Raw genomic sequence first — 12,221 nt, 5'->3', positions numbered from 1 at the left:
AGCCGTTCGCGACCAGCTTATCGACATTCGGCGTCTTCACGATCGGATGCCCGAGAATGCCGAGGCAATCTGGGCGTAAATCATCGGCGAGGAAGAAGACGATATTAGGTCGCCCCTTCACTGCATCGGCGGCGCGGGACGCGGCCAGCGGACTGAGGAGGAGTGCGGCGATGAGTGCGATGTGGTGTTTCATAGATCTATTCCTGCGCTGCTTTCTTGTTGGCTTTCATGACGACGATGGCGGCGTCGTTCGTTTGTTTTGCGCCGGGAGTGCTGCGGCCGTCGGCAATCTGCTGTTCGAGGATCTTCGTCATGCGCGCAACGACGTCGGGAAATGTGGACTGCACATTCGTAGTTTCGCCGATGTCTTTGCCCAAATCATAGAGTTGCACGTCGGGCAGGCCCTCCTTTTTGGCCTCGGCATCGCCGGGCGTTCCCCAGCCGCCGCTGCGGCGGTAGTAAATGTCGATTTGCGGATTGAAGGAGGAGAAGAACAAGAAGGTCTCCTTCCCTGCAACGAACAGCACGGGATCGAAATCGGCCTTGCCCGCGATGTCCTGCAAGACGCTCGCCTCGCCCCAGGAGCGGCCTTGATCCGATGAAAACGCCTGCACGATGCGCTGCGATTCGGCGCCCTCCGTTGGCGACGAAAACCAAGCCGCCATCAAGCGCCCATCCGGCAGCACCGTGATGCCTGGCCCCAAATTGTAGCCCGATGTGTTCGCCGGATCTTTCGGATCCGTGCTCGTGTGCGTAAAGACGACTGTGTGATCGGTGATCTGGATGGGCGATCTTTCAGCGGCTTGGAGGGGCGCGAGAAGTAGGGCGGTGAGGAGGGTGAGATTCGTGTTCATCGGCATTATTTCACCCATTCTACATCCACATACAGCGCCCGCAGGTTTGGCGCGTCGTGGATGTAGAGGAGTCTGCCGGGGCTGACTTCGCGGATGGCGGTGTAGTTGAATCCGCCGGAGTCGGTGATGACGGTGTGATGGCTCCAGGTGTGGCCTTGGTCGGTGCTGAACATGAGGTTCGAGCCGGGGCGTCCGTAGCTGCACGCGAGCACGCCATTGCTCATGAGCGTCATGTCGGGCGCGACGCTGCCTTCTTCAAGCGGAGTAGTTTTGTCCCAGGTCTTGCCGCCGTCGTGCGACCACGTTTGCCGCAGCGGACCAAAGGAGAGAGGGCGCAGGATGGCCATCATTTCCGTGGCGGAGAAGCGCACGACGGACGGCTCGGGGCCTGCGCCGATGGTAGAGAAGTAAGTCCACGTCTTACCGGCATCGGCGGATTTCATGAGATAGGAATGCATGTCGCCTTTCGAGATGGCCGTGTAAACGACGGCCATGGTTTCGCCGTTGCCGAGGTCGAAGATGTCACGATCAAAAGCGACGCCGAACTGGCCGGACTTCTTCGGCACTTGGATGAGGTTCTCGAACATCGTGAACTTCTCCGCCTTCGCATCAAAACGATAGCTCATGCCGACATAGATGCCCTCTTGATACTTCACGTTCCAACGCGAGACGCCGAGGATGTCGCCATCGGTCATGCGGATGTGCGGCTGCGGCGCAAAGGTCTTGAATTGCAGGTCGGCGACAGGCTGCCACGTCCTGCCTGCGTCGGTGGATTTGAGCACGCCATAGGGCTCGTAAATAGCATCCGGTCCCTGCGCGACGCTGAGCATGAGCACGCCTTTGCCTACATCGTAGAGATACGGCCGCGTGGGTGGGATAGGCTTGTCCTTGGCTTCGTCCGCGACCGCGATGCCAATCTCCGTGTCCGCGGTGCGCAGTGCTTCGCCACGCGCGCGTGGCTTGTCCCAGCCGGGCGGTGGCGGGATGTCCCAAGGCTTGCTGACCGTGATGCGCAGCTTCGACTTCGCGGGCTGCGACGCCTTGCGCACCCCGAGCTTCACCGACTGCCAAAACGCGCCGCCCGTCCAAAGCGGGGCCGTGGACCCGAACTGCACGAAGGCCTCGCCGTTCTCCGCCGGTTTCCAAAAAGCACCCTCGCCGTGAATCTTCTCCTCGCCATCCACGGCGATGCTCATGTCATTGCCGCGAATGACGAGCCGATAAGTGTGAAACTCCTTGCTCGCATCCATGAACGCCACGCGGTCATGCCAGTTCGCGATGCGCTCCGGGCACAGCAGCAGCCCCTCCTGATGCTTCCCATCGCTCACGAGCAAGTCCACCCGCGGCAGCATCCCCGTGCCTCCACGTCGCGCACTTTCCACACGCACCTTTGCCTCCACCACGATTTTCGTATCCGGCTGCGGCTTCCACGCTGCGCGAAACGCACCCGACTCCGTCGTGGAGTCATCCACAAGATGCAGCGTGCCGTTCGCGATCTTTGCGTTCGGCTTGCCGATGGCGGTCCACATCGCGCCTGGCAAATCCTTGCCGTCGTAGCTGACGAGCCACTGGATGTCCGAGTCATCAGCCGCGTGGAGCGCAGCCAGCGGCACGAGCAATAGGGCGGTGAGGAGTGAAAGCGTGCGTTTCATGGGTTGGCCGAATTCAAAAGTGCGAGGGTCAGTCTCTGAGGTCAGGGGAAAAACGGGAACAACACCTTGATTTCCTCGACCGTCGGCTGGCGGCCGTATTCGCAAATCTCAAAGGCTTCGGCGAACTTCACTGCGGCGCCTTTCTCTGGGCCATAGTATTTGATCAGCGCATCGCGGGAGTGCTTCGCTTCGCCGCCCTGGCGTCTCTCCCAACGCTCGCGCAGCCAGGCTTTGCGAGCCGCTACGTCGCTGGCAGGTGGCACCTTGGCTGCATACTCTTCGCCGCCATTGGTTCCGCCTTCGTAGTGCTGCGAGGGCATCTCGTGGATCGCGGTGAGTTTCTGATCAAACACGTCATCCACTGACACGGCGATGTCCGCTTTGAACGGATAGGGCTTTTGAAAACCGTCGCTCGAATAAAGGAATAGCGGGTTCTTTTTCAGCGGTGGCACATCACTGCATACGAACGGCACAGTGACCATGAAGGCTGCATCTTGAACCAGCACGCCCACGTAGCGATGGTCGGGATGATAGTCCCACGGGCGATGCGCGATGACGATGTCAGCCCGCCACTCGCGAATGGCGCGGATGATCTTCTGCCGGTTCTCCAGCGTGGGCACCAGCTCGCCATCATGGATGTCCATCACCAGCGTTTCCGCACCGACGATGGCATCCGCCTTCTTCACTTCTGCGAGCCGCCGCTGCGCGAGCGGTCCACCCGCCGACTGCCAATGCCCGATGTCGCCATTGGTCACGGAGACGAGCTTCACATGATGCCCGAGCTTCGCCCACTTCGCGGCGGTGCCGCCGGAGGTGTATTGCGCATCATCGGGATGTGCGCCGAAGACGATGATGCGAAGCTTCCCATCATCGTCCGCAGCATGAGCGGTGAAGGGAAGCATGAGCGTGAACGACAGGAGCGCGGTGGCGTAGCTGAGAAGTGAACTGAGTTTCATGGTGGATAGTTATGGTGGGTAAGTGTGTGTTTCTGGGGCTAAAAATCCTCGGCCAGCTGATCGAGTTCCTTGTTGATGCGATCCTTCCGCTCGGTGGGGATGTTGAGTTGAAGCAACTGATCAAAGGTCTCGATGGCTTTGATCTTCTTCCCGGCAGCGAGGAGCGCGCGGGCGTAGGCTTCGAGCAGACTGGCTTTGGAGCTGAGGTTGGAGACACTGGTGAAGTCCGTGCCGTCGAAGGCTTTCACGGCTTCCTTGGCTCGCTGGTTCTCGATGAGCAAACGCGAGAGCGCGATGAGGCTTTCGACGCGCCACGCGTAGTTCGCGGGGGTGACGTTGATGGCTTTGCGGAACTGCTCTTCGGCCTCTTTGGTGTGGCCTTGCTTGAGATGGAGCATGCCCGTTTCTCGCAACGCACGACCACGCACGCCTATCTCTGTGCCGGCTGAATCGGCTGCAAGGTGCCACTGCTGAAGTTCAGCGGCGGCGTCCTTCTTGGCATGATAGATTTCGGCGAGAAGACCATGCGCCTGACCGCGACAACGCACGGGCCATGCGTCGATGTCTTTGCCCTGCACCGACGCCAGCGCCTCATCGTAGCGCTCGAACTCAGCGAGCACGCGCAGCTTGGCGAAATCACGATGCGCGGGGTCTTTGACCGCGGCGGCGAGGGCGAGCGCACGGTCTGGGTTCTTCAGCGACTTGACGGCCAGGTCCAAGGCGAGGCTGAGGTAGCCAAAGTTTTCTCCGGCCTCGTCGGTCTTGGCCGCGAGGGCTTCGAGCTTCTGAATGGCTTCGTCGTAGCGCTTGTCCGCCGTGAGGCGCTTCACAGCACCGAGCTGTGTGTAGTCAACCGCGTGCGACGAGACGCTGAGCAAAGTAAGCGCACTGATGATGGTGATGATGAGACGGGTCATGGGGTGATCACTTGAAGGTTGCCGTGCCGAAGGACGCATCGCCGGGGATGCGGGAGGCGTTGAGCTTGCCAGTCCACACGGAGTTTTCCCGTTGGTCCTTCTTCTCCGCGGCGTCGATGAAGTGAACGCGACCGACATTGAGATACCACATATCTCCCTTCTTCGGCGCTGCCACGCGGAGGGTTTCAAAAGGGATTACCGCCATGGATTCCCAGCGGTTCTTGTCGGGCAACAGCTTGGTCTCGAACGTCCATTTGCCATTCCAGCTTTCGTCGTTACAGCCGTAGCGGGGATGCAGAACATCAGTGATGAAACCGTGCTCAGCATCATTGAAGGAGGTCGGCTCCGGTTCATAGGCAAAGTAGAAGTAGCGGCTGCGATCCCCGGAGGGTGACACATTCACGATGATGCTTTCCTGAAGCCATAACTCGGCATCGTGGCCACGCGTCACGAACTTCATCTTACCCGCTGGCTGCTCACCGCTGACGCGCACATAGAGATGACCGTCGTCGCACAGCACGCGAAAGGTTGTCTTTGCTTGCAGGGCCGTTGCTGCGTCTTCCACGGGACCGAGGGTGTGCTCCTCCGCGCTCTTCCAGCGCGGCGAATCCAGCGTCAATGTCTCGGACACTTTCGCTATCTCCAGCGACTTGGTTTGCCGCGAGAGCTGCGCGGGATTGGCCCGCATCTTCGCGGTGTCCCAGTTGAACGGAGCACGGTCCATGTAAGTCTGGGCGAATTTCAAATCGGGTTCGTTCCTTTGAGGGAAGGCGGGGTTTTTCCATTTTGGATACTTGGCGTCGCCGTTCACCACCGCAGCAACAAACTTGTTCCGGGCATCCACGGTGTTCAGCAGTTGGTTCAGCGACGCTGCGTCGTTCATGGCCTGATGATTACGATATGCGTTGATTACCAGCACGGTATGCTTGAGGAAATCGAACTCGTAACGGACAATGTCCAAGCGCGTTTTCACCTCGGGCAGTTGGGCGTTTTTTTCCGCCTGCGTTAAGTCCTCCTCCATGGCATTGATCAGGTCCGGGGTGTATAACGTTCCAAGCGTAAAGATCGGATCGCGTTCTATTTTGGAAGTGTATTCCTTGAGGGTCTCCAGGAGCGCTACCCGTTTCTGAAAGGTAATAAAAAAACGCCGCATCTGGGGTTCTGATTCCCGGAACGCTGCCTGCAAGTATTCGTTGAAAAGCTCGTCCGCGCTCTTTGTGAAAGGTTCAATGCCCAGCCGCAAATAGATATAGATGTTGGGACCTTCGAGCCCCCACTGGCCTGGCCGCGGGATGCCATTGACCTGGACGACGTGGACGTTGTTAGTTACCAGCCGGTCGTTCTGCGCGGCAATCTGGGCCACGGTCAGCCCCTTCAGGTGTAGGGCGCCCCAGTTGTAGAGATAGGCCGAATATCCGCCTGGCACTTTGATAGTTTTCCAAGCTTCGAACGCTTTTTCGGACGAATCCATCATTTCAATGATCGTGTTCGGCGGAAACTCGTTGAAGGTCCGCGGTGGCGGAGCGGCCACCGAATAGGCTGACATCATGATCCTCTTTCCGGGGCGGTCCTTCAGCAGGCGCAGCGCCATATCGCGGTGCATGATCCAGATCTTCTCGCCCCAAATGTTATAGGCCGAGCCGTCCGTGGGGACAGAGTCCGGAGTGACCCCATAGAGTTCGGCGCATTTCGAACATTGGCACGACCTGAATCCATCGGCCTGACCCAGCTCCACAATGTCAAAACCTTCGTCGCATCGTTCGAGAAGGTGTTTGTAAATCAGCTCACGCACTTCCGGATTGGAGAGACAGAGTTGCCCTTCTCCATCCTTCATCGTCAATGCGGGCTGCCGCACGCCGCCGGCCAGGATGAAGTATTCCGGGTGGTCCTTTCCGTATTGGCTGATCGGGACGGCCGATGGGTGCTGATGCCCCCACCGCGACCAGATGCGCTGGAAACCAAGGCAATGATTGGCCGTAAAAAAGAGGTCGGGGGAATTGCGAAAGTCGTGCTCGATGAAAAACGGGGAGCCGTTTGTATTCAAATTGCCAGGGACATGAATGATCGAGGTCGGAATAAACGCGGTTCCGTTATTGCCGGGCGATAGGAATCGCGCTCCCGCGTAACGGTAAACGAACTCCGCCATTCCGAACAATGTCCCTGCATAGGGGATCGTCACATCCTTGCGGATCGTGGCGCGTTTTCCCACCAGCGTGTCCGGCGCATCATTGCCCGCGATGATGATGTGGCGACCCACCGCTTTGTGGACATAACTCCATCCGCCAAGGCGCTTCGCGTCTACGCCATTAGCCGCTGCAAACTTGGTCGCACCGAGGTAAAACCCAGGCCGCGCCGCCTCCGCCTCCGACTCTTTCCTTACCTCCAGCTTGATCGCATTCGCCGCGAATGCCTGCTGCAACAACTCCGCCGCCCGCGTGACCGAAGACTCCGCCGCCGCATTCGCCGCAGCATCCGGCACCACGATCTGATACTTCGATTTGCCCCGGAAACCGAGGATCATGTCCTCCGGCGCATCATCGCCACCGGCCTTGGTCTGGCTGATGGCTGTTGCAGCAAAGGCGAGTGAAAAAACGAGCGAGGTAAGAAGCTTCATGCGTGGGGTGCAAAATGGAACAAGGTGTATTGGATTCATTGGCTTCGCTGTTACTTGCCTTTTCCCCAAAGCTTCGCAAACTTTTCCGGCACATAAAAATCGTCTTTGCCAGTGGCGGAATAGGCAGTGCGTTCGATGGTGGTTCCACGGACGCGCTGGCGGCAGACGTTGAAGTGCCAGGGGAACAAATCCTTGGGCTGGGCTCCGTCGATGCCTTTGAACCGTTGTTCGACGTTCTCCTGCCCCTTCAGGCCGGCCTTGTATTCATCGAGCGTGAGAAAGCCGTCGTGGTTTGTGTCCCAGCGGTCGAACGCCTTCGCACGAGCCTCGGGTGTCACGCCTTTGGGCGCAGACTTCGGGGCGGCGGGCTTCTCGGTGACGGGCTCGGTGGTCAGGCACTCGGGATTCGGCTTCGTGGGCAGCGTGGCTTTCCAGTCGAGCGCGAGCTTGCTCAGGCGGGCGACGATGTCGGGATGTTCCTTCGCGACATCATTGGCCTCCGCCCGGTCCTCGGTAAGGCGATGCAGTTCGACACGCTTGGCATCGTCGGTCAGCCACGGATGCCCATGACAGGACAGGTCACCCCAGCCCCAGTCATCGGCGAAGATGAAGACGATGCTGGGTTTGGTGACGGATGGTGGCACATCCGCGGCGTGCAGCACGGCCCACTCTGCGAGCAGCAGAGCGGCGAGAGAGTATAGGATCTTCCTCATCATCTATCTCTCGGTGAATGGTGCTGGAAGCAACCGGATCACTCCTCCTCCGTATCCTTCTTTTTTGGGGATTTCCTGCCAGTCTTCTTGGTCGTGTCCCGTTTCGGATCGACACAAGTGGGATCAACCTTGGCAGGCAGGGTGGCATACCAGTCGAGTGCCATTTTGGTCAACCGGGCCACAAGTTCGGGGTGCTCCTTTGATTGATCTTTGGCGATATCCTCGTTGCGATCCGCAATCAGGTTGTGCAATTCGACGCGCTTGCCGTCGAAGGTCGTCACCAGCTTCCAGTCGCCATCACGAACCGCCAGATCCGGCCAATAGTTAGGCTCCTTTTCTTGTCCATTGATTCTCCAAAAGACGGGACGCGTGCGAAGCACAGGCTTGCCATTGAAAGCCTCCAGGAGGTTCTCGCCGTCCAGTTTGTCCTCTGCCGAAGGGGTAACTCCGGCTGCGGCACAGAAGGTGGGGAGCAAATCCACCGCAGAAAGAACCGTGGTATCGTTCTTCACTCCGGCAGGGGTGTGCCCCGGCCAGCGCAGGATGAAAGGCGTCCGCACGCCGCCCTCAAAGAGACTGGTTTTCTGCCCGCGCATGCCACCGGTTTCACCGATGCTGTAGTAGCTGCGATACTTACCGGGCACACCTTTATCGTCTTCCTTCGATTTCGCCGGGCCGTTGTCGCTGGAGAAAACCACGATGGTATTCCCTTCCACGCCGCAGCGCTTCAGGGCGTCGAGCACCATGCCCACCTTGTTGTCGCCATCGGTAATGACCGCCGCATAGACCTGTTTGCGCTCGTCGAGATTTTTCCACAGCTTCATCGATTCGGCAGAAGGAGTATGAGCGAGATGGCTCTCGTGAAGCCATACATCGAGGAAGAATGGCTTGTCTTTGTTTGCCTCGATGAACTTCACGGCCTTGTCGGGAATGCCGTTGCCGCTGGGACTGACTTTCGGTCCCGGGCCATGATAAACCGCCGATTCGTCAAAGCCGTAATCCGCCATGGCCGGCCCACCTTCACCCAGATGCCATTTGCCAAAGTGACCGGTGCGATAACCGGCAGTTTTGAGATAGCGGGAAATGGTGGGAGCCTTTCCATCCAACCAATCAGGCATCTCAGGAGGCGTTTGAGGGCCGAATACCGTGTTGATGCCAAAGCGGGATGGATAACGTCCCGTGAGGGCAGCGGCGCGGCTGGGTGAGCAGACGGGGCTGAGCACGTTGAACTGCAGGAAGTCCGTGCCCTCGCTGGCGAGCCGGTCGAGGTTGGGAGTTTTCAGCCACGTGTTGCCGTGGCAGGACAAGTCGCCCCAGCCCCAGTCGTCGGCGTAGATGAAAACGATGTTGGGTTTCTGCGCAGGTGCAGCCAGGGCAGTTCCTTGCGCGGCCAATAGCGTGGCAATGAGTGCGGCCACGAGTGCGATCTTGTGTTTGATTTTCATAGATTGATTTTTTTCATGGTGATGTGACTTCGCTGTCGGATGCGCATTCCGTCAGTGGCCGGTGGCATATTCCAGGCAAACCACGGTGTCCAAGGGGTCGGGGGCCTTGCCCGTAAGCTCGATCGAAACAGTTCCATCCTGCTGCGTGAACTGGAGCGGTGCGCGTTTGGCATCGGCCAGAAAATACGCGTTGCTGACTTTGCTCGTCAGCCCCTTTACCTCGAAGCGTCCCGCCGGCCATTTGAAGATATGCAGGTAGATTTTGGCCGACTGTCCCGTCGCTTTGTCCGCCGGTCGCGAGGTGGCCAGCCAGTCAACTTCGAGATCCGGCGCTCCCTTCCGCTTCCCTTTTTTGACTGCTGGGACCTCCTTGAACTTTCCGAGATCACTTGGCTGGGCGCCATAGATGGACTCGCCGTTAGCCTGCAACCATTTACCCACGGGCTTCATGATCTCCGTGGATTCGGGCTGCAATACGCCTTCCGCGGTGGGTCCGAAATTCAGCAGAAAGTTGCCACCTTTGCTGACCACACGGGCCAGCATTTGAACGACCGTTTGCGGGGATTTCCAGTCGTCATCCGCCGCAGTGTAACCCCACGAATCGTTCAGTGTCATGCAGGTCTCCCAATCTTCTTCCCAAGTTGGCGCGGGCTGTGTGGGAATGTCGCGGTCGGGGTAGGAAAGGTAGTCCACGCCGATCTCCCGCTGTTCGTCCAAACCAGCCTTGTCGAGTGCTTTCATATTGTTTCCGGAATACGAAAAACGGCTGTTCACGATGGTTTCCGGGTGAATGCTCCGAATGGCCTGCATAAATTCCCCGGCAATGACCGGATCATATTTCTTCGGCGGCGCATCAAACCAGAGCACCGCGGGTTTGTAGTCCCTCAACAGCTCCTTGATCTGCGGAATGGCAATAGTATGGATGTATTGGTCGTAGTTGCCCTTTTGAGCCGGATCCCAGGGACCTTTCAAGTCACCGCCCCCAGGATGATGCCAGTCCTGACCTTCGGAGTAATAAACGCCGAATTTAATGCCTGCCTTGGCACAGGCGTCGGCCAGTTCCTTGATCGGATCGCGTTTGAAGGGCGTGGCCTCCACGATGTTGAAGGAGCTGACTTTGGAATCATACATCGCAAACCCATCGTGGTGCTTGGCGGTGATGACCATGTATTTCATCCCGGAATCCTTGGCGAACCGCACCCATTACTCGGCGTTGAATTTCACCGGGTTGAACTGCTTCGCCAGCTCGGCGTATTTCGCCACCGAATAGGTCTCCCGGTTCATGACTTTTTCACCGCGGCCCGGAATGGCATACAGCCCCCAGTGGATGAACATCCCAAACTTTGCGTCGTGCCACCATTCCATCCGCGCGTCGTGGGCGGCTTGGGCGGCTTTGGAGCCTTGGGCGGCTCGGCCGGCCGTTTCCGGTGAGTTGGTGGATTCGGCCTGAGCGGACCCTGGAATTGGAGTCAGCAGGACTGCGGCGAGGACTGTGAGTATGGATCGATTTTTCATTGTTGATTGTTGATTATTGGTCACTTGAAACGGGTCACGTTGTCATTTGGTGGACGGACCTACGAACTCCTCCCGCGTCAGCTTGCCATCGCCGTTCTTGTCGAAGTTCTTGAACCGCGCCTCGACGTTCTCCTGTCCCTTTAGTCCGGCCTTGTATTCATCAAGTGTGAGGAAGCCGTCGTGGTTTGTGTCCCAGCGGTCGAACGCCTTCGCACGAGCCTCGGGTGTCACGCCTTTGGGCGCAGACTTCGGGGCGGCGGGCTTCTCGGTGACGGGCTCGGTGGTCAGGCACTCGGGATTCGGCTTCGTGGGCAGCGTGGCTTTCCAGTCGAGCGCGAGCTTGCTCAGGCGGGCGACGATGTCGGGATGTTCCTTCGCGACATCATTGGCCTCCGCCCGGTCCTCGGTCAGGCGATGCAGTTCGACACGCTTGGCATCGTCGGTCATCGCGAGTTTCCAATCGCCGTCGCGCACCGCGAGGCGCGGCCACCAGTCGGGCTCGGTCTTGCCGCCGGTCCATTCCCAGAAGATGGGGCGCGTCCGCGCGCGACTCCCGCCATTGAAGACATCGAGGAGGTTTTCTCCATCGCCGTGATAGTCCGCAGGCAGCTTCACACCTGCGGCGGCGCAGAGCGTGGGCAGCAAATCCACAGCGGTGAAGGCGGTCGTGTCGTTCTTCTCGCCCGCCGGTGTGTGCCCCGGCCAGCGCACGATGAACGGCACGCGCACGCCGCCTTCAAAAAGGCTGCGCTTGCGCCCGCGGAGACCGCCCGTCTGGCCGATGCTGTAATAGCTGTCGTAGCCGGTCACCTGCGCATCGGGGTCGAGCTTCTTCGGTCCCGTTTTTTTCGCCGTCCATTCGGGACCGTTGTCGCTGGAGAACATCACGAGCGTGTTTTTCTCCAAACCCTCGGACTGGAGCGCGGCGAGGATCGTTCCGACGGCGTTGTCACCATCGGTAATGACCGCAGAATAGACCTGCTTCTGCTCGTCGAGATGCTTCCACTTCGCCATGGATTCATCGGTCGGCACATGCGGCGTGTGGCTCTCGTGGATCCACACGTTGATGAAAAACGGCTTGTCGCGATTCGCCTTGATGAATGCCACCGTGTCCTTCGCCGTGTCGTGCAAACCCTCCGACGGCCAGCCTTCGCCGCCGTTGAAAACGGAATACTCGTCGTAGCCGTAAGCCGTCGGCAGCGGCGCGCCCTTCGTCTGCGCATTGGTGAGATGCCACTTGCCAAAATGCGCCGTGCGATAGCCTGCCTGCCGGAGAAAACGCGGCAGCGTCGGCGCCTTTGCATCCAGCCAGTCGGGCATCCCGCGCTCATGATTCTGCGCCGGCGCGGCGAAGTGCTGGTGAATGGAATACCGCGCCGGATAGTGCCCGGTCATCACTGCCGTGCGGCTCGGCGAGCACACGGGATTGAGCACATTGAACTGCTGAAAGTCCGTCCCCTCGCTCGCCAGCCGGTCGAGATTCGGTGTCTTCAGCCACGGATGCCCGTGACAGGACAGATCGCCCCAGCCCCAGTCATCGGCGAAGATGAAGACG

At 59.1% G+C, this 12,221-nt stretch carries 8 protein-coding genes and 2 pseudogenes; all 10 read right to left on the bottom strand.

Annotation, left to right across the window (positions count from 1 at the left end):
• Positions 1-193: pseudogene (locus ABJF10_RS23175) on the bottom strand (mucin-desulfating sulfatase); the annotation flags it as partial.
• A gap of 4 nt (positions 194-197) precedes the next feature.
• The gene (locus ABJF10_RS23170; protein WP_348546990.1) at positions 198-854 is read right to left on the bottom strand and encodes a hypothetical protein; all 657 of its coding nucleotides are present in this window, start codon (positions 852-854) and stop codon (positions 198-200) included.
• 5 nt (positions 855-859) lie between these two features.
• Positions 860-2,506: a sialidase family protein gene (locus tag ABJF10_RS23165; protein WP_348546989.1), complete on the bottom strand. Its 1,647-nt coding sequence runs from the start codon at positions 2,504-2,506 to the stop codon at positions 860-862.
• A gap of 41 nt (positions 2,507-2,547) precedes the next feature.
• Complete coding sequence (locus tag ABJF10_RS23160) at positions 2,548-3,462, bottom strand: PIG-L family deacetylase (protein ID WP_348546988.1); 915 nt, start codon at positions 3,460-3,462, stop codon at positions 2,548-2,550.
• Positions 3,463-3,500: 38 nt separating this feature from the next.
• On the bottom strand, positions 3,501-4,379 hold the full coding sequence (locus ABJF10_RS23155) for a hypothetical protein (RefSeq protein ID WP_348546987.1): 879 nt from the start codon (positions 4,377-4,379) through the stop codon (positions 3,501-3,503).
• Between the two features lie 7 nt (positions 4,380-4,386).
• Positions 4,387-6,993, bottom strand: coding sequence for a DUF4838 domain-containing protein (locus tag ABJF10_RS23150; RefSeq protein ID WP_348546986.1), 2,607 nt, complete (start codon positions 6,991-6,993; stop codon positions 4,387-4,389).
• A 50-nt stretch (positions 6,994-7,043) separates the two neighbouring features.
• On the bottom strand, positions 7,044-7,706 hold the full coding sequence (locus ABJF10_RS23145) for a hypothetical protein (RefSeq protein WP_348546991.1): 663 nt from the start codon (positions 7,704-7,706) through the stop codon (positions 7,044-7,046).
• A gap of 38 nt (positions 7,707-7,744) precedes the next feature.
• Positions 7,745-9,151, bottom strand: coding sequence for a sulfatase-like hydrolase/transferase (locus ABJF10_RS23140; RefSeq protein WP_348546985.1), 1,407 nt, complete (start codon positions 9,149-9,151; stop codon positions 7,745-7,747).
• 51 nt (positions 9,152-9,202) lie between these two features.
• A pseudogene (locus tag ABJF10_RS23135) lies at positions 9,203-10,666 on the bottom strand (alpha-L-fucosidase).
• Between the two features lie 42 nt (positions 10,667-10,708).
• A partial coding sequence (locus ABJF10_RS23130) for a sulfatase-like hydrolase/transferase (protein WP_348546984.1) occupies positions 10,709-12,221 on the bottom strand: 1,513 nt, incomplete at its 5' end.

It is taken from the genome of Chthoniobacter sp. (assembly GCF_040003245.1).
Lineage (GTDB): Bacteria > Verrucomicrobiota > Verrucomicrobiia > Chthoniobacterales > Chthoniobacteraceae > Chthoniobacter.
This window is presented reverse-complemented; position numbering and strand designations above follow the sequence as displayed.